Source organism: Xenorhabdus griffiniae, from assembly GCF_001028135.1.
In the GTDB taxonomy this organism is placed as follows: Bacteria; Pseudomonadota; Gammaproteobacteria; order Enterobacterales; family Enterobacteriaceae; genus Xenorhabdus; species Xenorhabdus bakwenae.
Genome location: NZ_LDNM01000053.1, coordinates 47,093 through 67,761 on the forward strand (window position 1 = coordinate 47,093; position 20,669 = coordinate 67,761).

General features: G+C 45.7%; 16 protein-coding genes. 7 read left to right on the forward strand and 9 right to left on the reverse strand.

The annotated features are described in order from the left end of the window. Positions 1 to 108: 108 nt before the first annotated feature. From odhB to sdhC, 6 genes are all read right to left on the reverse strand, one after another. On the reverse strand, positions 109 to 1,320 hold the full coding sequence (gene odhB, locus AAY47_RS12340) for a 2-oxoglutarate dehydrogenase complex dihydrolipoyllysine-residue succinyltransferase (RefSeq protein ID WP_047770302.1): 1,212 nt from the start codon (positions 1,318 to 1,320) through the stop codon (positions 109 to 111). A gap of 14 nt (positions 1,321 to 1,334) precedes the next feature. Further along, the gene (sucA, locus tag AAY47_RS12345) at positions 1,335 to 4,142 is read right to left on the reverse strand and encodes a 2-oxoglutarate dehydrogenase E1 component (protein ID WP_047770303.1); all 2,808 of its coding nucleotides are present in this window, start codon (positions 4,140 to 4,142) and stop codon (positions 1,335 to 1,337) included. Between the two features lie 335 nt (positions 4,143 to 4,477). Beyond that, positions 4,478 to 5,194 (reverse strand): succinate dehydrogenase iron-sulfur subunit, encoded by a 717-nt coding sequence (locus AAY47_RS12350; RefSeq protein ID WP_047770304.1) that lies wholly within the window; start codon positions 5,192 to 5,194, stop codon positions 4,478 to 4,480. Between the two features lie 37 nt (positions 5,195 to 5,231). Next, entirely contained in the window at positions 5,232 to 6,998 is a 1,767-nt protein-coding gene (gene sdhA, locus AAY47_RS12355; protein WP_047770306.1) for a succinate dehydrogenase flavoprotein subunit, read from the reverse strand. Beyond that, positions 6,999 to 7,346, reverse strand: coding sequence for a succinate dehydrogenase membrane anchor subunit (gene sdhD / locus AAY47_RS12360; RefSeq protein WP_047770308.1), 348 nt, complete (start codon positions 7,344 to 7,346; stop codon positions 6,999 to 7,001). It abuts the gene before it with no gap. Further along, positions 7,340 to 7,729, reverse strand: coding sequence for a succinate dehydrogenase cytochrome b556 subunit (gene sdhC, locus AAY47_RS12365; RefSeq protein WP_047770311.1), 390 nt, complete (start codon positions 7,727 to 7,729; stop codon positions 7,340 to 7,342). Before sdhC ends, sdhD begins: the two co-directional genes overlap by 7 nt. A gap of 621 nt (positions 7,730 to 8,350) precedes the next feature. On the opposite strand from sdhC, the gene AAY47_RS12370 reads away from it, so the two are divergent. After that, positions 8,351 to 9,637, forward strand: a complete 1,287-nt coding sequence (locus tag AAY47_RS12370; RefSeq protein WP_047770313.1) for a citrate synthase — start codon at positions 8,351 to 8,353, stop codon at positions 9,635 to 9,637. A gap of 107 nt (positions 9,638 to 9,744) precedes the next feature. On the opposite strand, the gene AAY47_RS12375 is transcribed toward AAY47_RS12370, so the two are convergent. Then, entirely contained in the window at positions 9,745 to 10,518 is a 774-nt protein-coding gene (locus tag AAY47_RS12375) for an AraC family transcriptional regulator (protein WP_047770315.1), read from the reverse strand. Positions 10,519 to 10,637: 119 nt separating this feature from the next. Here AAY47_RS12375 and AAY47_RS12380 point away from each other — a divergent pair, with 119 nt between their 5' ends. Further along, positions 10,638 to 11,786 (forward strand): multidrug effflux MFS transporter, encoded by a 1,149-nt coding sequence (locus tag AAY47_RS12380; RefSeq protein ID WP_047770316.1) that lies wholly within the window; start codon positions 10,638 to 10,640, stop codon positions 11,784 to 11,786. A 131-nt stretch (positions 11,787 to 11,917) separates the two neighbouring features. Here the strand turns inward: AAY47_RS12380 and AAY47_RS12385 are convergent, their stop codons facing one another. Then, positions 11,918 to 12,661 (reverse strand): type 2 GTP cyclohydrolase I, encoded by a 744-nt coding sequence (locus AAY47_RS12385; protein WP_047770318.1) that lies wholly within the window; start codon positions 12,659 to 12,661, stop codon positions 11,918 to 11,920. 182 nt (positions 12,662 to 12,843) lie between these two features. Continuing rightward, the gene (locus tag AAY47_RS12390) at positions 12,844 to 13,062 is read right to left on the reverse strand and encodes a YbfA family protein (RefSeq protein WP_047770320.1); all 219 of its coding nucleotides are present in this window, start codon (positions 13,060 to 13,062) and stop codon (positions 12,844 to 12,846) included. A gap of 340 nt (positions 13,063 to 13,402) precedes the next feature. Between AAY47_RS12390 and kdpF the strand changes: the two genes are divergently transcribed. The 5 genes from kdpF to kdpD are packed head-to-tail and all read left to right on the forward strand — an operon-like array spanning position 13,403 to position 20,636. Continuing rightward, positions 13,403 to 13,492 carry a K(+)-transporting ATPase subunit F gene (kdpF, locus tag AAY47_RS20670; protein WP_072059786.1) on the forward strand — a complete coding sequence of 30 codons (90 nt, stop codon included), beginning with the start codon at positions 13,403 to 13,405 and terminating at the stop codon, positions 13,490 to 13,492. Then, positions 13,493 to 15,190 (forward strand): potassium-transporting ATPase subunit KdpA, encoded by a 1,698-nt coding sequence (kdpA, locus tag AAY47_RS12395; protein WP_047770322.1) that lies wholly within the window; start codon positions 13,493 to 13,495, stop codon positions 15,188 to 15,190. Between the two features lie 22 nt (positions 15,191 to 15,212). Then, entirely contained in the window at positions 15,213 to 17,279 is a 2,067-nt protein-coding gene (gene kdpB / locus AAY47_RS12400) for a potassium-transporting ATPase subunit KdpB (protein WP_047770324.1), read from the forward strand. A gap of 56 nt (positions 17,280 to 17,335) precedes the next feature. Then, the gene (gene kdpC / locus AAY47_RS12405; RefSeq protein ID WP_047770326.1) at positions 17,336 to 17,935 is read left to right on the forward strand and encodes a potassium-transporting ATPase subunit KdpC; all 600 of its coding nucleotides are present in this window, start codon (positions 17,336 to 17,338) and stop codon (positions 17,933 to 17,935) included. Then, positions 17,922 to 20,636, forward strand: coding sequence for a two-component system sensor histidine kinase KdpD (kdpD, locus tag AAY47_RS12410; RefSeq protein ID WP_047770328.1), 2,715 nt, complete (start codon positions 17,922 to 17,924; stop codon positions 20,634 to 20,636). The genes kdpC and kdpD overlap by 14 nt, the downstream gene beginning before the upstream one ends. Positions 20,637 to 20,669 lie beyond the last annotated feature (33 nt).

Here is a 20,669-nt window from a genome sequence, read left to right on the forward strand (position 1 = left end):
TTGCTCTGGATATGACCAGCCCCAAGGGGGCTGGCCTGCATATATTTTTACATCAGCGTCGTACTACTTCAGACTTGGCGGAGTTAACACTCTCCGCCGATAGTGATGCTATACATCCAGCAACAAACGTGTTGGATCTTCCAGCATTTCTTTGATGGTCACCAGGAAACCGACTGACTCACGACCGTCAATCAGACGGTGGTCATAGGACAGTGCCAGGTACATCATCGGAAGGATCTCAACCTGACCATTTACTGCCATTGGACGATCTTTAATGGCATGCATACCAAGGATCGCGCTTTGTGGTGGGTTAATGATCGGGGTGGACATCAGGGAACCGAAAACACCACCGTTGGTAATGGTGAAATTACCGCCTGTGAGTTCTTCAACCGTCAGTTTACCGTCGCGGCCTTTGATAGCCAGCTCTTTGATGCTTTTCTCAATGTCAGCCATGTTCAATGCATCTGCATCGCGCAATACGGGTGTAACCAGACCACGTGGTGTAGATACAGCAATACTGATATCAAAATAGTTATGGTAAACCACATCTGTGCCATCAATGGAAGCGTTCACTTCTGGATAGCGTTTCAACGCTTCAACAACCGCTTTCACATAGAAAGACATGAAGCCCAGACGTACACCATGGCGTTTTTCAAATGCATCGCCATATTGCTTGCGCAATTCCTGAATTGGCTTCATGTTGACTTCATTGAAAGTCGTCAGCATTGCCGTATTGTTCTTCGCTTCAAGCAAACGTTCTGCAACACGCTTACGCAAACGCGTCATTGGGACACGTTTTTCACTGCGGTGTGGCAATAAGGATGGCTGTTCAGCAGATGCAGCGGGCTTATCACTCTCTTTTTTATTCGCAGCGACATATTTTTCGATATCTTCACGGACAATGCGGCCACCAACGCCACTGCCTTTAATGGCAGCAGGATCTAAATCATGCTCTGCAATCAGACGACGAACAGCAGGGCTTAGTGCATCGTTGCTTTCTTCTTCCAAAGATGCAGTCTGACGCTGCGCTGGCGTTGCCTCTGTTTTGGCTTTAACTTCGGCAGGTATCCCCGTGCTGTCACCTAAACGGATACGACCTAACAGTTGTTTGGACAGAACAGTGGCGCCCTCTTCTTCCAAAATGGCTTCCAAAACACCTGCTTCACTTGCTGGCACTTCCAGAACAACTTTATCCGTTTCAATCTCAACCAGCACTTCATCACGCTCTATGGTGTCACCGGGTTTTTTATGCCACGTTGCCACAGTGGCATCTGCAACAGATTCAGGAAGGTCTGGAACCAGAATTTCTACGCTACTCATTTTCTATCCTTAATTTATTCAACGTTCAGTGCGTCATTAACCAGTGCTTGCTGTTGCTGCTGGTGAACAGACGGATATCCCACCGCCGGGGAAGCAGATGCCGGACGACCTGCATAACGTAAAGACGCCCCAAATGGGATCGCTTCACGGAAATTATGTTGACTGCAATACCAAGCCCCTTGGTTCAGCGGCTCTTCCTGACACCAGACGAAATCATGAACATGGGCATACTGCTCAAGTTGAGCTTGCAGCTGCTGACGAGGGAATGGATACAGCTGTTCAATACGCACAATAGCAACATCGGTCTGTTCATTCTTACGACGCTGTTCCAGCAGATCGTAATAAATTTTGCCGGAACAAAGCACAACGCGCTTGATACCTTTTGGATCCAAAGCGTCAATTTCACCAATGACTGGCTCAAATTTACCATTCGCTAATTCATCCAGAGTAGACACTGCCAGTGGATGACGCAGTAACGATTTCGGTGACATAACGATGAGCGGACGGCGCATACCACGCAGAGCCTGACGACGCAGCATGTGATAAACCTGAGCGGGAGTCGATGGTACGCAAACCTGCATGTTTTGTTCAGCACACAGTTGCAGATAACGTTCCAGACGTGCCGATGAGTGCTCTGGTCCCTGCCCTTCATAACCATGTGGCAGCAGCATAACCAAGCCACACATACGGCCCCATTTCTGTTCACCAGAGCTGATAAATTGGTCAATCACAACCTGAGCCACGTTGGCAAAGTCACCAAATTGGGCTTCCCAAATCGTCAGGACACGAGGTTCAGTGGTTGCATAACCGTATTCAAATGCCAGTACAGCTTCTTCTGAAAGGACAGAATCCCATACATTAAATACACCCTGTCCATTGTGGACATTCGCCAAAGGGACATAAACAGAAGCATTGTTTTGGTTATGAATAACAGCATGACGGTGGAAGAAAGTACCACGTCCCGCATCTTCACCAGAGATACGGACCGGAATACCTTCATCAACCAGAGTCGCGTAAGCCAGTGTTTCCGCAGCCCCCCAGTCAAACAACTTATTGCCATTCGCCATTTCTGCACGGTCGCCATAGATTTTCGCAACACGTGAGTGCATTACCACTTCGGCAGGAACAGTACTGATGCTTTTGCCAAGATCTTGCAGACGTTTCATATCCATCTTATGTGGATACTCTTCATCCCATTCGTGGTTCAGGTAGGGTTCCCATGTGAATGAGTGCAGCCCCATTGGACGCCATTCATCGACAACACATTCACCATGATCCAGTGCATCACGATACAGATTCACCATCTCAGTCACGTCATTGGCTTCCAGCAAACCTTCCGCGACCAGCTTATCTGCATAGATTTTACGTGCCGTTGGTTGTTTTTTGATTTGCTGGTACATCAGTGGCTGAGTTGCACTTGGCTCATCAGCTTCGTTATGACCGTGGCGACGGTAACAGACCAGATCGATCATAACATCACTTTTGAAGGTATTACGGAAGTCAAGCGCCAGGCGTGTGACGAATGCAACAGCTTCCGGATCATCTGCATTAACGTGGAAAATCGGGGCCTGAACCATTTTCACAATATCAGTACAATATTGTGTTGAACGGGCATCTTTCGGGTTAGAAGTGGTGAAGCCAATCTGGTTGTTCACTACGATACGAACCGTACCGCCAACTTCATAACCGCGCGCCTGAGACATGTTCAACGTTTCCTGCACAATCCCCTGCCCTATGACTGCGGCATCACCGTGGATAGTCACAGGCAGAACCATATTACTGCGACCTTCATCAAGACGATCACGGCGGGCACGTACAGAGCCGATAACAACAGGGCTGACAATCTCAAGGTGAGAGGGGTTAAAGGCCAGAGCCAAATGCACCAAACCACCTTCAGTTTCAAAATCAGACGAAAAACCTTGATGGTATTTTACGTCGCCAGTGCCCAGGTGCTCTTTGTGTTTACCCGCAAATTCGTCGAACAGATCTACCGGTTTTTTACCCAAGAGATTGACCAACACGTTGAGGCGACCGCGATGAGCCATTCCCAAGACCACTTCACGGGTACTTTGTTTACCTGCGTGACGGATCAGCTCTTTTAACATAGGGATAAGTGCGTCGCCACCTTCCAGAGAGAAACGTTTCGCCCCTGGGAATTTAGCACCTAAATAGCGTTCCAAACCTTCTGCGGATGTTAATTCTTTCAGGAAACGACGCTTTTCTTCTGCACTAAACTGTGAACTTACTGCCACTGACTCCAGACGTTGCTGGATCCAACGTTTTTCTTCCGTATTGGTGATATGCATATATTCCGCACCAATTGAACCGCAATAAATGCGTTTCAGTGCGTCATACAGATCAGCCAATTTCATGGTTTCTTTACCAATGGCAAAAGAACCAACATTAAACGTTTCTTCAAAATCCGCTTTTGTTAAATTATGGAAAGCAGGATCAATATCAGGTACAGGTTCCTGTTTCCATAATCCCAATGGATCAAGGTTTGCATGTTGGTGTCCGCGGAAGCGGAATGCATTGATGAGCTGCAAAACTTTGACTTGTTTTGCATCCATTGCTGGATCGCTGACTGAAGTGTGATAACGTGTGGCATCTTTTGCCAGACGACGGAAATAATCGCGTGTCTGTGAGTGAAGTTGCTCGCCGCTAAGTCCTGCTTCCGGTAATTGTTGGAAAATTTCTCTCCAACTTTCATCAACAGAATGAGGATCGGTTATATAGTCTTCATAGATTTGCTCTATATAAGACTGGTTTGCACCAGCCAGAAAGCTTGAGTCCAGCCAGTCCTTCATTGCGCCGTTCTGCATTGTGATCCCTTAAGCTTTAAAAGCTTTAGTTTTCGCCGTGGTTAACAAATACCGCTTAATTAGCGGTGTTGATAAAAGGTTCATTTGGACGTGCTTAATGCATGTTCTTCTATGGGTTTTCCTACCCTTCAAGGAACCTTTAAAAACCGAATATCAGTTTTTAAAGATCCCTTTATTTAGAAACATACTTCGTCTTTAGCAGCAGGCAATTTATCATTTTTCATTCTTTAATGCCCTCCACTGATTTGATATTTATTTCAAAATTGTGGAGGGCAACATTATATGCACTATTTACACACTATTTATGTGTTATTTATACACAAATTTTTATTTTGCTATGCGCTATGTTTCAGCAACATAGATTTAATATGACCAATCGCTTTTGTCGGATTCAATCCCTTAGGACATACGTTGACGCAATTCATAATGCCGTGGCAACGGAAAACACTGAATGCATCATTCAGGTTATCCAATCGTGAACTTGTTTCAGTATCACGGCTATCAATCAGGAAACGGTATGCCGCTAAAAGACCGGCTGGGCCGATAAATTTATCTGGATTCCACCAGAATGATGGGCAAGACGTTGAGCAACAGGCACATAAGATACATTCATACAAACCATCCAGCTTTTCACGCTGTACTGGTGATTGCAGGTGCTCACGCGCGGGTGGATTTTTGCCATCATTAATCAGATAAGGGCGGATTTTCTCATACTGCGCGTAGAACTGCCCCATATCAACAACCAAATCACGAACTACAGGCAAACCAGGCAATGGGCGAATAACAATTTTTTTATTGCCACGACGCAATGCTGAAATGGATGTAATACATGCCAAGCCGTTTTTACCGTTCATATTCACGCCATCAGAGCCACAAACCCCTTCACGGCAAGAACGGCGGAATGACAAGGTTGGATCTTGCTCTTTTAGCTGGATGAGCGCATCCAGCAGCATCATATCGCGCCCTTCCTCTGCTTCCAATGTGTAGTCCTGCATACGAGGCACATCATCGACATCTGGATTATAACGATAAATGGAAAATTCAAGTTTCATAATCTATTTCTCCGCAACTGGAACATCAGCAATGCAATTAGTAAGAACGCACTTTCGGCGGGAATGCTTCACGCAGCGTTGGCTGCATATTCACTTCACGACGAGTCATGCTCTCAGTTTGCGGTAAGTACAGGCTATGGCACAGCCAGTTAGCATCATCACGCTCTGGATAGTCAAAGCGGCTATGGGCACCACGACTTTCTGTACGGAAGTTCGCAGCAACCGCAGTTGAATAAGCTGTTTCCATCAGGTTATCCAATTCCAAACATTCAATACGTTGGGTATTGAATTCTGATGAAGTATCATCCAGACGCGCATTTTTCAGACGTTCGCGGATCACTTTCAGCTCTTCCAGACCTCTTGCCATCGCATCACCTTCACGGAATACCGAGAAATTATGCTGCATACAAGCTTGCAATGCTTTGCGGATTTCTACTGGATCTTCACCTGAGCGGGTATTATTCCAACGGTTCAGACGTTGAAGAGCTGCATCGACATCAGATTCGCTGGCATCACGGCTCGTACTCTGCTCCATCAGGCATTCTTTCAAATGTAAGCCTGCGGAACGACCAAATACCACCAGGTCAAGCAGTGAGTTCCCCCCCAGGCGGTTCGCGCCGTGAACAGATACGCAAGCAATTTCACCCACAGCAAACAGGCCAGGGATTACCACATCTTCGCCTTTTTCATTGACTGTCAGCGCCTGACCCGTAATCTTAGTGGGAATCCCCCCCATCATATAGTGACAGGTTGGGATAACAGGGATCGGCTCTTTTACTGGATCGACATGGGCGAAAGTACGGGATAATTCAAGGATACCTGGCAGGCGGGATTCCAACACGTCTTTACCCAGATGATCCAGTTTCAGTTTGACATGCGGACCCCATGGGCCTTCACAGCCGCGGCCTTCACGGATTTCGATCATCATAGAACGTGCGACTACATCACGACCAGCAAGGTCTTTAGCATTTGGCGCATAACGCTCCATAAAGCGTTCACCATCTTTATTTAGCAGGTAACCACCTTCACCACGACAACCTTCTGTAACCAGAACCCCCGCGCCAGCAATACCCGTTGGGTGGAATTGCCACATTTCCATATCCTGAACAGGCACACCTGCACGCAACGCCATCCCCACACCATCACCGGTGTTGATATGCGCATTAGTTGTGGATTGGAAAATACGACCGGCCCCCCCCGTTGCCAGAATAGTCGCCTTCGCTTTGAAATAGACCACTTCACCCGTTTCGATACAAATCGCGGTACAACCGACAACGGCACCATCCTGATTTTTAACCAAATCTAGCGAGTACCATTCAGAGAAAATAGTCGTGTGGTTTTTTAAATTCTGCTGATACAGAGTATGCAATAAGGCGTGACCGGTTCGGTCGGCAGCAGCGGCAGTACGAGCGGCCTGCTCACCACCAAAATTTCTGGATTGCCCACCAAATGGGCGTTGGTAAATACGGCCATCATCCAGACGGGAAAATGGCAACCCCATGTGCTCCAGTTCCAAAATAGCTTCTGGGCCAGTCTTACACATATACTCAATGGCATCCTGGTCACCAATATAATCGGAGCCTTTCACCGTATCATACATGTGCCATTCCCAGTTATCGTCATGGGTATTGCCCAAAGCAACTGTGATCCCACCCTGTGCTGAAACTGTGTGGGAACGGGTTGGGAATACCTTGGAAATCAACGCACAAGATAAACCCATTTGTGAAATTTGCAGTGCCGCACGCATACCTGCGCCACCAGCACCAATCACGACAGCGTCAAACTCTCTTACCGGTAGTTTCATTTATGCACCCCACACCACAATTGTTCCGTAAATCAAATAAGTTAACAGCGCTACGATAATCACCAGTTGCAAAACCAGACGCAGTGCGAGCGGTTTGACATAATCTGTCAGTACCTGCCACATTCCAATCCACGCATGAACCAGAATGGAAAGCAGAGTCAACACGGTGAATACTTTAGTGAGGGATGAAGAAAAGAAACCTCGCCAGACTTCATAGGTAATATCCGATGTTGTTGCGACAAAACCGACGAGATAGAGGACATACAAAACAATAATAATTGCGGATGCGCGCAATAGCAGCCAATCCTGAATACCTGTACGACCCAAAGCGGATGCGTTGCTTACCATAATAACACCCCAGCCAGAATAGACAGAATAACCGCGATTGCTATTGCTACTTTGGCAGATGCACTACCGGTAGCGAGATTTTCTTCCAGGAAACCAAAATCCATCAACACATGGCGAATACCTCCACTGATGTGGTAAGCCAGCGCCGTCAATATCCCCCACAGGATAAATTTGGCGAAGAAGCCAGTCATGATTTCAGATGCTTGCAGGAAGCCTTCTTGCGACGACAGAGACATCCCCAATAACCACAGTAGAATGCCAACTGCGATAAAGGTAATGACGCCTGAGATACGGTGCAAGATCGACGCTATCGCGGAGACGGGTTGGTTAATCGTCCGCAGATCAAGGTTGACAGGTCTTTGTTTTTTCACAATTTTGCCCACAAAGCTTTTTTTTATTTTCCATCCTCCGGTCCTGGGCGGGAATCAGACAGCGCGAAGAGGATACAAAGACACAACATAATTAACTTAAACAATCCCTACTGTTCATCAAAAGTTGTGATTTGGTTACGCTGGGTGCTCCTGCATCAGGATAATCCGGAGACCTCACGGAAGTATAAGTACTTCACATTGTTATTACAATTGCCACACAATATGATTATTAACATTTAGCTTGAACAGTGAGAAAGATCACGCTTCAAACATTTTTCATAAAACCAACAATCTTGTTTGACAAAGATTAAACATTTATCTTACATATATGTCGTTATATATTATTTGCCATCATTTTAGATGCAAAATTAATCTTAACGAAAAATAAAAGTTATGTAGAAGTATCATATAAGCACAAAATGATAACATTTTATGTCAATAATACTTTAAACATAACTTCCAAAAACTTTTTAACAACCTGAAAACCATTGTCGTCCGTAATGAGATTTCAGCGTTAAATGTGATACCAGCCTGATGTTAAATTCTCTCCGGTAGCACAATGCCTTCGGCACAGTATAAATTGCGCCTATCTGGTTGTTAGGGGTTATAAAAATAAGCGCTAAGGAGATATAAATGGCTGATAAAAAGGCTACGTTGAACATAAATGGTTCAGCTGCTATCGAACTAGACGTACTAACGCCGACCCTAGGTTCTGAAGTGATTGACGTTCGTACCCTCGGCTCAAAAGGCTTCTATACTTATGACCCAGGTTTTACTTCCACTGCCTCCTGTGAGTCGAAAATCACCTATATTGATGGCAATGAAGGCATTTTGCTACACCGTGGTTTTCCCATCGATCAGCTTGCAACGGAATCGACCTACCTGGAAGTCTGTTACATTCTGCTATATGGCGAACCCCCTACTCCCGAAGAATACGAAAAATTTAAAACTACGGTGACTCGCCATACTATGATCCATGAACAGATCACCCGTCTGTTCCATGGTTTCCGCCGTGATTCCCATCCGATGGCTGTACTTTGTGGTGTTACAGGCGCACTGGCGGCCTTCTATCATGATGCTCTGGATGTCCATAATCCTCGCCACCGTGAAATCACGGCTTACCGCCTGCTGTCCAAAATGCCAACTGTTGCGGCAATGTGTTACAAATATTCCCTTGGACAACCTTTCGTTTATCCACGCAACGATCTGTCTTATGCTGCTAACTTCCTGCACATGATGTTCTCAACACCGTGTGAGGAATATAAAGTTAATCCAGTATTAGAACGCGCTATGGATCGCATTTTCATTCTGCATGCAGATCATGAACAAAATGCGTCAACGTCAACGGTACGTACTGCGGGTTCTTCTGGTGCCAACCCATTTGCTTGTATCGCTGCGGGTATTGCATCCCTGTGGGGACCAGCACATGGTGGAGCAAATGAAGCCTGCTTACGGATGCTGGAAGAGATCCAAACAGTCGAGCACATTCCTGAATTCATTGCTCGCGCCAAAGACAAAAATGACTCTTTCCGCCTGATGGGCTTTGGTCACCGTGTTTACAAAAACTACGATCCTCGCGCGACAGTGATGCGTGAAACCTGCCATGAAGTGCTGAATGAGCTTGGTCTGAATGACAGTCTGCTGGAAGTGGCAATGGAATTAGAACGCATTGCCTTGCATGACCCCTACTTCATTGAGAAAAAACTGTATCCAAACGTTGATTTCTATTCAGGCATTATCCTGAAAGCGATGGGTATTCCGTCGACCATGTTCACCGTGATTTTTGCTATTGCCCGTACGATTGGCTGGATTGCCCACTGGAATGAAATGCACGATGAAGGTTTGAGGATCGCCCGTCCACGCCAGCTTTATACTGGTCACACGCAACGCGATTTCAAGAGTCAGCTGAAAATTAATTGAATCAATAACACTATTCATATCCGGTCAGATTCCGGCATATTTTGAATAGCGTATTTCTGCACCTCTTATGTCAGTTTTTACTCTGATATCAGGGGTGTAGTTTTGTTTTATCTCTTTGGACCCGCCATATATTCCCTTGGCGGTCTCCCCATGATTTTGCGAAAAAATGTCACAAATGCACTATCATTAGCAAAACCGAGTTCCTGTGCAACATAGGATAATGTTTTATTCTGTGCCAATAACTCTATCGCCTTTACCAATCGCCATTGCTGCCGCCACTGTTGATAATTCATTCCTGTCTCACGCTGAAATATTCGGGTAATGGTTTTCTCACTGGCGCCAATATAAGTAGCCAGTATGTGTAATGGTGATGGCAATTGATCAAATGACAAATGGGCTAAACGCCGATCAAAAGGTAGCGGCAATAAGGTGGGTTCCCTACGTGCCTCACGGATCTCATCAAAAAATAGTGCTAACAAATTTGCTCCTTTTCCCTGATACCAATCAGAATCTAAAGAAGATGTCGCTATACGCTCCAAAAGGGCCTGTAATAGTGGCGTGGCTTCTAATACTTCACTTTGCGTCGAAACAGAAAATGCCAAGTAACTAGAATTTAAATAAATAGAACGATAACCTACCGAGCCATGCATTTCTGCCCGATGTCGTATCCTGGGGGGTATCCATGCCACTCTGGTTGGAGGCAGAACAGACATTTGGTTTGCCAGTGTGATCTTGATACAGCCCCGCTGGGTAAACAGCAATTGCCCCATATCATGTTGATGAAAACCAGAATCGTGTTGCCCCATCTCTGCTGCGATCCCGATCACAGGCATATCCAAGCTATCAGGATCAAAATAATCACTTTGTTGCAACCACGCCATGTTGATTCCTTCTGATTTAATGTCCGATTACATAAACAAATAGTCTTTATTATCATAAAAAGACAGTAACCATACTGCTAACCTTTCACGCCATGACTTATCAGCAAAAGAAAAAAATCATGCAAACTAAACCATCACTTTGGCTCGCTATTGCCTTGATGATGTTCCCGCAGATCGTAGAAACCATCTATAGTCCCGCATTAACCAATATTGCTGCTGGGTTTTCCGTCAACTCAGAGCAAGCTGGCCAGACATTATCACTCTACTTTTTTGCTTTTGCCCTTGGTGTTGTCGTATGGGGACGTATGTGTGATGTCATTGGCAGACGCCCAACCATGATTGCTGGTCTATCACTCTATGGTCTCGCTTCCCTGCTGGCATTATTGACACAACAATTTTGGTTATTACTCGTTGCCCGAATGCTGTCTGCTTTCGGAGCCGCCGTTGGCTCTGTCGGCACACAAACCATTATGCGTGATACTTATCGTGGGGAAGAGTTAGCGCGGGTTCTTTCCATCATGGGAATTGCCTTAGCAATCAGTCCTGCTATTGGTATGTTCAGTGGTTCAACATTGAACTATTTTGCTGGCTATAAGGCCGTCTTTGCTGGGTTAATTATTCTGGCGGTTATCCTGATCTGTTGGTCTATTACCCGGTTACCAGAAACCCGGCCAACTGACGTAACAAAAGTGGCTTTATTCAGCACAGTCATTATGATGCTTAAAGATATTTCAATTTGGAGAAATGCGTTTTTGATCGCACTTTTTAATCTTTGTTTATTCAGCTATTACCAATTAGCGCCATTTCGTTTCCAACACTTTGGATTATCCCCGAAAATATTTGGTTATACTGGCTTGTTATTAACTTTCGGCGTTGCATTAGGCGCACTATTAAACAAATATCTATTAAAGCAACACTGGATATCAACCCAATTAGTTACCCTTGCCTCATTAATCAGTTTATTCAGTGGGATCGGGGTATACCTGCTCGAAAATAGCTGGCTCTTTATTTTTCCAATATTGGGAATAGTTATCGCTTATGGACTGGCGATCCCGAATATTTTAGCTACTGCATTAACTGACTATTCAGACAGGCTAGGTACAGCGGGTGCTTTACTTGGGCTGTTTTACTATTTGCTGCTGGGACTTGGTTTGGCATTGGCAGGCTGGGGGCAGGCATTAGGCCGCGTATTAATATGTTGTGGGATCGCAATGATGATTTTATCTCTCTTGCAAGACAAAAAGTCCCAATTGCCAAAATGGCAATAAAATCCTGGGGCTATACCAATCCAACTTCAGAATGCGCGTTATATTTCCCCGTGCTGCGGGGAAATATAAGGCCTCGCGTCGTCTTACGGATTGCAACTTGAGGTTTATCGAGTATATAAGTTACTAAAAAATCAAGCCGGATTAGGAATATCGATAAAAGTCACATCCAACCCATAATTATTCGCCAACCATTCACCGAGCGCTTTGATACCATAGCGCTCTGTCGCATGGTGCCCTGCCGCAAAAAAATGCAGCCCCATTTCACGGGCAACATGGATAGTTTTTTCCGAGACCTCTCCTGTCACAAAAGCATCAACGCCAAACTCAGCCGCCTGTTCAATAAAACCCTGGCCGCCGCCTGTGCACCATGCCAGTGTGCGGATCTCTTCCGGCGCATTATCCCCACAATGCAGAACCTTTCTCTCCAGGCTTTTTTCGAGACGTTCAGTCAATTCTGCCGGCGTAACAGGCTGCTCAAAAACACCATGAGGAAGAAGGGGATCAATCTCGCCGATAACCTTTACACCCATCTGACGTGCCAATTGGATATTGTTACCCAAAGCAGGATGGGCATCTAACGGAAGATGATAGCCATACAGGTTGATATCATTGCAAAGCAGTGTTTGCAAACGGCGACGCTTCATGCCACGGATAACCGGAGATTCATTCTTCCAAAAGTATCCATGATGAACGATGACAGCATCTGCCTCAAGACGAACAGCTTCATCCAATAGTGCCTGACAAGCTGTCACGCCTGTAATAACCCGTTGAACATGGGAGCGGCCTTCCACCTGTAATCCATTGGGAGCGTAATCTTGAAATTCACGGATCTTCAATTCCGTATTGAGCGCATGCTCCAATTCAACATTGTTCATCACATTCCCCCTGTCACTTAGCATTTTCTTCATCATAAAAGACATACCTGCCATGGATTAAGTCAAAATAGATTGGTTATAAATCCAATATAAAACAAAACACCTTGCCAGCATAAACCGACAAGGTGCCAAGATACTATAGTTCAAATGTTATATTCAAAATGCCCGGTTAGGCTACATCGTCATGCAATTTTAGTGATTTCGGTATCTGACGCCGTTTCCGAACTTTCCAGCCATACAGGCTTATCACTGGTTTTTAACCATACTTTATGCAGATAGCTATAAAAGCGGGCACGATCATGACGAAACAGCATAACAGGAAACGCAATGACCCCCAGTGATATAGCGCCAATACGTCGCAAGAGAATCTGATGCCAAGAGTATGCACGATAAATAGACATTGATACCCCTCATGGGCTTGACCTTGTAATATGCCTAAAATTTTATCCGATAAAATGAAAACTGACTACTCATCCGACCACTTTTTAGTGATATAAATTACCTTTTTTCTCTGATTTCGTAATTTAATTACAAAATTATACTTAAACAGAAACAAAACAAACAAATTGAAAACAAAAAATTAACTCAACATAGTTTGCTACACTTGCCTTATCGTTGAATTCCAAAGATCATTTATACTTTTTTTACGCTTTCAGAGACCCTTTTAATAACTTACTTGTATGGTATTTCTATGCTGTAACTGACTATTTCTTGAAGAAATAAGCAAGGAGATACACCACCATGAATATCTATCTGATTCTTGGCATTTTTCTGGTGACGCTATTACTGGGCTACCTAATTTATGCGTTATTGAATGCGGAGGATTTCTAAATGGCAGTATCCGCTTTTTTACTGATTGCCAGTTTCCTGCTCATACTATTTCTATTGGCCAAACCGCTTGGTATCCTGATTGCCAGACTCGTCGAAGGAGAGCTGCCTCCCTGGCTAACCAAAACAGAAACCTTCTTATGGCGTTGTTGTGGCCTGCAAAAACCGGGCAGCAATGTTAAAGAAATGAACTGGTGGCAATATGCTCTCACTATCCTCATATTCAATATAGCCGGGCTATTACTCCTGTTTACGCTGCTGATAAATCAAGGTCACCTGCCACTGAATCCACAACATTTTGTTGGCATGAGATGGGATCTGGCACTGAATACCGCGCTCAGTTTTATCACTAATACCAATTGGCAAGCTTATAGCGGAGAAAATACCCTCAGTTACCTGAGCCAAATGGCCGGATTAACTGTTCAGAATTTTCTGTCTGCGGCAACGGGCATTGCCGTGGCTTTTGCCTTAATGCGGGCGTTTTCCCGTCAAGGCACTAAAACAGTGGGAAATGCGTGGATAGACATTACACGCATCACGGTATATCTCTTACTTCCGCTTGCGATCATTGTGTCTTTATTCTTTGTCAGTCAAGGCGTTATTCAAAACTTTTCTCCCTATGTCCTCATCCATTCCCTTGAAGGACAACAACAATGGCTTCCTATGGGACCCGTTGCTTCCCAAGAGTCCATAAAACTTTTGGGAACCAATGGCGGCGGATTTTTTGGTGCCAACTCAGCTCATCCATTTGAAAACCCAACTGCACTCAGTAACTTTGTTCAGGTTCTGGCTATTTTTTTGATCCCCAGCGCCTTATGTTTCGCATTCGGTCTGGTTGTTGGCGACAACCGTCAGGGATATGCCCTGCTGTGGGTAATGAGTATTATTTTCATTATTGCCACCGGCGTGGTGATGTCTGCCGAAATCGCAGGCAATGCCCATCTCATCCATCCCAATATCGGTAACCACTTTAATATGGAAGGCAAAGAAGCCCGCTTTGGTATCCTTGCCTCTTCTCTCTATAGTGTTGTGACGACAGCCGCTTCCTGTGGGGCCGTAAATGCAATGCATGACTCCTTTACCGCACTGGGTGGCATGATACCGCTCTGGTTAATGCAAATTGGTGAAATTATATTCGGGGGCGCAGGTTCCGGGCTTTATGGCATATTGCTGTTCGTTCTGCTTGCCGTATTTATCGCAGGCTTAATGATTGGCCGGGCACCAGAATACTTAGGCAAAAAAATCGATGTCTATGACATGAAAATGGTCGCACTCTCGATTTTAATCACACCTTCGCTGGTTTTATTAGGTACTGCTTTAGCAATTTCAATCGATGCAGGTCGCAGCGCTATCGCCAATCCCGGCGCTCATGGTTTCACCGAAGTACTTTATGCTTTCTCATCCGCAGCCAACAACAACGGAAGTGCTTTTGCCGGACTCAACGCCAACAATGTTTTTTACAACCTGTTGTTGGGAATAGTCATGTTTCTTGGACGCTTTGGCATCATTCTGCCTGTTCTGGCAATCGCGGGTTCCATGGTTAACAAAAAACGCCAGCCGATTAGCAGTGGCACCTTACCGACCCACGGCTCGCTCTTCATCGGATTATTGATTCTGGTCATTTTACTGATTGGTGCTCTGACGTTTATTCCTGCTCTGGCTCTTGGTCCTATTGCAGAACATCTACAACTTTGGCCGTGAGGTTGAGAGAGTGAGGTAACGCATGAAAAACAAACAACAAGTACTATTTGAACCCACTTTAATTCGCCATGCCCTGATCGATTCGTTAAAAAAATGCCATCCGGCTCAACAATGGCACAATCCGGTCATGTTCGTTGTCTATGTGGGAAGTTGTCTGACCACCGCCTTATGGATAGGCCTATTAGTGGGACAATTGACAGGCAGCGCACTCTTTACCGGCACCATTTCCCTCTGGTTATGGTTTACTGTCCTGTTTGCCAACTTTGCGGAGGCACTGGCCGAAGGGCGTAGCAAAGCTCAAGCCGCCAGTCTGAAAGGCGTAAAAAGAACCAGTTTGGCAACCAAACTGGCCTCCCCCAGCCGTGAGGCAACAAAAGAAAAAGTCACTTCTGACACTTTACGTAAAGGCGATATTGTGCTGGTGGAAGCCGGAGAAATTGTTCCTTGTGATGGTGAAGTTCTTGAAGGAGGAGCTTCTGTTGATGAAAGTGCTATTACAGGAGAATCGGCCCCCGTTATCCGCGAATCCGGCGGCGATTTTTCCTCTGTCACCGGAGGGACGCGGGTTTTATCAGATTGGTTAATCGTCGAATGCACAGTCAACCCGGGAGAAACCTTTTTAGACAGAATGATCTCAATGGTTGAAAGCGCCAGGCGACGTAAAACACCCAATGAAATCGCTCTCACCATTCTGCTCACTGCACTAACCATTATTTTTCTGCTGGTTTGTGTAAGTTTGCTGCCTTTTTCCTTGTTCAGTGTTCAGGCTAACCAATCTGGCGCACCGATTACACTTACTGTTTTGATTGCCTTACTGGTTTGCCTGATCCCCACCACCATTGGCGGGTTACTGTCAGCTATTGGCGTTGCGGGTATGAGCCGGATGTTGGGAGCCAACGTTATTGCTACCAGTGGACGAGCCATTGAAGCCGCTGGGGATGTCGATGTTTTGCTACTCGATAAAACGGGCACTATCACGCTAGGAAATCGTCAAGCATCCCAATTTTTACCCGCAGCGGGCGTAACGGAACGGCAATTGTCTGATGCGGCTCAACTCTCTTCTCTCGCAGATGAAACACCGGAAGGGCGCAGTATCGTGATTTTAGCAAAACAACGTTTCAATATGCGTGAACGTGATCTGCGAGAATTAAACGCGACATTTGTCCCCTTTTCCGCAATGACGCGTATGAGTGGTGTCAATATTGGTAATCGTATGATCCGCAAAGGCGCTGTCGATGCGATTCGTCGCCATATTGAAGCTAATCATAGCCATTTCCCGGATGTGATTGACCAATTGGTACAACACGTTGCGCATAAGGGGGAAACCCCCTTGGTTGTTGCTGAGAACCAGCAGGTTTTGGGTGTTGTTGCCTTAAAAGATATTGTGAAAGGCGGGATTAAAGAGCGCTTTAGTGAAATGCGCAAAATGGGGATCAAGACGGTCATGATCACGGGTGATAATCATCTCACTGCCGCTGCAATTGCTGCCGAAGCAGGCGTTGATGACTTTCTGGCAGAAGCCACTCCCGAAGCGAAACTCGCCCTTATCCGCCAATATCAATCCGAAGGGCGTCTGGTTGCCATGACGGGTGATGGTACAAACGATGCGCCAGCGCTGGCACAAGCAGATGTTGCCGTTGCCATGAATTCAGGCACACAGGCGGCGAAAGAGGCAGGCAATATGGTCGACCTGGATTCCAATCCCACCAAGTTGATCGAAGTTGTCCATATTGGCAAGCAGATGCTAATGACCCGTGGTGCTTTAACCACATTCAGTATTGCCAATGATATTGCTAAATATTTTGCCATCATTCCCGCCGCCTTTTCAGTGACGTACCCACAACTTAATGTGTTAAACATCATGCACCTGCATTCTCCAGAATCTGCGGTACTGTCTGCGGTTATCTTCAATGCGATAATTATCATCTTTTTACTGCCATTGGCCCTAAAAGGCGTCAGTTACCGCCCAATGAATGCATTGTCACTCCTGCGCCGGAATCTATGGGTATATGGGCTTGGTGGCCTGCTTGTGCCTTTTGTAGGTATCAAGCTTATTGACATATTGCTCACTGCCTTAATGTTTAACTAACGATCTTTTAACGACAGCGTATTTAAAAACCGGTGCATCAAATAAGGTGATGAAAAATGATCTGGTTACGTTCTTCCATTGTTCTGCTGGTATTTCTTAGCTTAATCACGGGAATTGCCTATCCATTACTGGTGACGGGAATAGCAGAATTTTTATTCCCCTATCAAGCTAAAGGATCGCTAATAGCGCAGAATAGCAAACGGGTTGGCTCCGAATTAATTGGTCAAAATTTTACCCAATCCATCTATTTTCATGGGCGGCCTTCCATGACAGCCGAAAAACCGTACAACACCCTGTCATCCGGAGGCAGTAATCTCGCAATAACCAACCCTGTATTGAGCAGCAAAATACATCAAAACATTATCCGGGTACGCTTATTTAACCATCCCGGAAACTCTCCAATCCCTGTTGATTTAATCATGGCATCGGGTAGCGGACTCGATCCCCATATATCCCCAGAGGCGGCTGAATTCCAGGCTCAACGTGTGGCGATAGCCCGTCACATGCCACTTACCGTTATCCATAAGCTGATTGAGCAACACATTCAATATCCCCTGCTGGAATATATGGGGCAACCCATCGTCAATGTACTGGCACTGAATCTGGCGTTAGATAACCTGAACCCAAAAGGCAGATCAGAATATGGAACACAATGAACCGCCGCGTCCTGATCCTGATGAATTGCTGACACTGGCAAACGAAAAACCCCGCGGCAAACTAAAAATATTTTTCGGTGCTTGTGCGGGTGTCGGCAAAACATATGCCATGCTGCAAGAAGCTCAACGCCTGCTGGCGCAGGGTTTAGATATCATTGTCGGTGTTGTTGAAACTCATGATCGACAAGAAACCGCAGCCTTACTGAAAGGGTTGCCCCGATTACCTCCCAAATATTTCCACCATAATGCTCGCCGGATAGCCGCATTTGATATTGATGCCGCCCTTGCCCGCCATCCGGCCATTATTTTGATGGACGAACTGGCATTCAGTAACCCGAAAGGTTGTCGCCATCCGAAGCGCTGGCAAGATGTCGAAGAATTATTGGAAGCTGGCATTGATGTACTGACGACCGTCAATGTGCAACATTTGGAAAGTTTAAATGATGTTGTCGGCGGCATTACCGGTATTCGCGTTCGGGAAACCGTTCCTGATCATATCTTTGATCAGGCCGATGATGTTGTTCTGGTCGATCTGCCGCCAGATGATCTGCGCCAGCGGCTCAATGATGGCAAGGTTTATATTTCAGGTCAGGCTGAACGTGCCATTGAACATTTTTTCCGCAAAGGGAACCTGATTGCCCTGCGTGAATTGGCGTTGCGTCGCACGGCAGATCGCGTAGATGACCAAATGCGCGCTTTTCGTGATACCCGAGGAAAAGAACCCGTATGGCATACGCAAGAGAATTTACTGCTGTGTATTGGCTACAACGCCGGCAATGAAAAACTGGTTCGAAAAGCAGCCCGCCTGGCAGCAAAACTCAACTGTAGCTGGCATGCCGTTTACGTTGAAACCCCCAGGCTACATCGATTGCCCGAAAACAAACGACGTACCATTTTACAAGCCTTAAAACTGGCACAAGATCTGGGCGCTGAAACCGCAACACTCTCTGATTCCGATGAAGAAAAAGCCATCCTGCGCTACGCCAGAGAGCATAATCTGGGTAAAATCCTGATTGGTCGCTATTACAATTCACAGGTAAATTTCTTTGGCTTTAAATGGCATCGTGACTTTTCAGAGCGTCTGGGAAAACTCGGTCCTGATTTGGATTTGATTATTGTTGCGTTGGAAAATAAAAAAAACAGAGACAAAGAGCCAAAAGATAACCGAACATTTAATAATAAATGGCGAGTCCCGATTCAGGGTTTTTTGATGGCTACCGTACTCTGTGCCCTCATTACCCTCTTTTCCCGAACTTTCTTGCTGACCCTCGATAAAGCCAACCTGGTCGCACTCTATCTGCTCGGCGTTGTCATTATTGCGCTGTTTTATGGCCGCTGGCCATCTGTCTTTGCGGCTTTTGTCAATGTCATCAGTTTTGATCTTTTCTTTGTCCAGCCACGTTGGTCATTGGAAGTCAAAAACATACAATATCTGCTCACATTAGCTGTAATGCTGATTGTCGGAGCCGTTGTTGGCAACCTCACTTCAGGTATACGTTATCAAGCCAGAGTAGCCCGTTATCGCGAGCAACGCACACGACACCTGTATGAAATAACGCGTACACTGAGCAAAGCGCTGAACGAAGAAGACGTAGCCCGTATCAGCTATCACTTTCTATCCAACAGCTTTCAGGCAAAAACAGGTCTGCTGCTGCCAGATAGCAACCAGCATTTATATCAAGTGAAATCCACTAATGGTGGTCAGATGCAGGTCGATGAAGCGATCGCCAAATGGTGTTTTGAGAAAAAACAGCCTGCCGGCGCAGGGACGGATACATTACCGGGAGTCCCTTATCAATTACTGCCTATCGCTACGCCCTCGCAGGTTTTTGCCGTTCTGGCTATTGAATCGCCTAACCAGCGCCAGTTACTGGTGCCGGAACAACAACGGCTATTACAAATCTTCACGGGACTCATTGCCAATGCGCTGGAACGCTTGTACCTTACCCGCAGTGCAGAATCCGCCAGGTTAGAAACTGAGCGGGAACAACTGCGTAATTCATTACTGGCAGCACTATCTCACGACTTACTTACGCCATTAACCGTACTATTCGGGCAGGCTGAAATACTGATGTTGGATTTATCGACTGAAAGTTCGCCCCATACCCAACAAGTTAACCAAATTCGCCAGCAAATTCTCAGCCTTTCACGACTGGTCAATAACCTGCTTGATATGGCACGACTGCAATCAGGGGGCATTCAGCTTAATCTTGAATGGTATCCATTGGAAAAAATTGTCGGCAGTGCCTTGCGTGCTCTGGAACATACCCTCAATCGCTATACTGTAGCACTTGCTTTACCTGACGCTTTATTGCTGCATTGTGATGCCGTCTTACTGGAACGTGTTTTTATTAATTTGCTGGAAAATGCCATTAAATACACTAACGGACAAACCCTCTTAGGCATAAAAGCCACAATCGCGGAAAAACCTGATCAAAAACAGGTGCATATTGAAATCTGGAATGCAGGCTCAGGCAATCCATCAGGGCAAGAAAAACTGATTTTTAATAAATTCTCACGCACCAGCAAAGACACCGCCATATCCGGTGTCGGGTTAGGTTTGGCAATCTGCCGATCCATTATTGAAATCCACGGCGGAAAAATATGGGCGGCTAACAATAAAAAAGGGGGGGACAGTTTTCATTTTCTTCTACCGTTAGAAGACTCGGCAAAAATTGAAAATGCCCCCAGAGAAATATGAGTATGGTTAACGTGAATACAGCCAATGTCTGTA

Bases quoted from the DNA above. Each gene is read 5' to 3' on its own strand.
- odhB (WP_047770302.1), bottom strand. From the start codon at position 1,320: ATGAGTAGCGTAGAAATTCTGGTTCCAGACCTTCCTGAATCTGTTGCA.
- sucA (WP_047770303.1), bottom strand. From the start codon at position 4,142: ATGCAGAACGGCGCAATGAAGGACTGGCTGGACTCAAGCTTTCTGGCT.
- AAY47_RS12350 (WP_047770304.1), bottom strand. From the start codon at position 5,194: ATGAAACTTGAATTTTCCATTTATCGTTATAATCCAGATGTCGATGAT.
- sdhA (WP_047770306.1), bottom strand. From the start codon at position 6,998: ATGAAACTACCGGTAAGAGAGTTTGACGCTGTCGTGATTGGTGCTGGT.
- sdhD (WP_047770308.1), bottom strand. From the start codon at position 7,346: ATGGTAAGCAACGCATCCGCTTTGGGTCGTACAGGTATTCAGGATTGG.
- AAY47_RS12370 (WP_047770313.1), top strand. From the start codon at position 8,351: ATGGCTGATAAAAAGGCTACGTTGAACATAAATGGTTCAGCTGCTATC.
- AAY47_RS12375 (WP_047770315.1), bottom strand. From the start codon at position 10,518: ATGGCGTGGTTGCAACAAAGTGATTATTTTGATCCTGATAGCTTGGAT.
- AAY47_RS12380 (WP_047770316.1), top strand. From the start codon at position 10,638: ATGCAAACTAAACCATCACTTTGGCTCGCTATTGCCTTGATGATGTTC.
- AAY47_RS12385 (WP_047770318.1), bottom strand. From the start codon at position 12,661: ATGAACAATGTTGAATTGGAGCATGCGCTCAATACGGAATTGAAGATC.
- AAY47_RS12390 (WP_047770320.1), bottom strand. From the start codon at position 13,062: ATGTCTATTTATCGTGCATACTCTTGGCATCAGATTCTCTTGCGACGT.
- kdpF (WP_072059786.1), top strand. From the start codon at position 13,403: ATGAATATCTATCTGATTCTTGGCATTTTTCTGGTGACGCTATTACTG.
- kdpA (WP_047770322.1), top strand. From the start codon at position 13,493: ATGGCAGTATCCGCTTTTTTACTGATTGCCAGTTTCCTGCTCATACTA.
- kdpB (WP_047770324.1), top strand. From the start codon at position 15,213: ATGAAAAACAAACAACAAGTACTATTTGAACCCACTTTAATTCGCCAT.
- kdpC (WP_047770326.1), top strand. From the start codon at position 17,336: ATGATCTGGTTACGTTCTTCCATTGTTCTGCTGGTATTTCTTAGCTTA.
- kdpD (WP_047770328.1), top strand. From the start codon at position 17,922: ATGGAACACAATGAACCGCCGCGTCCTGATCCTGATGAATTGCTGACA.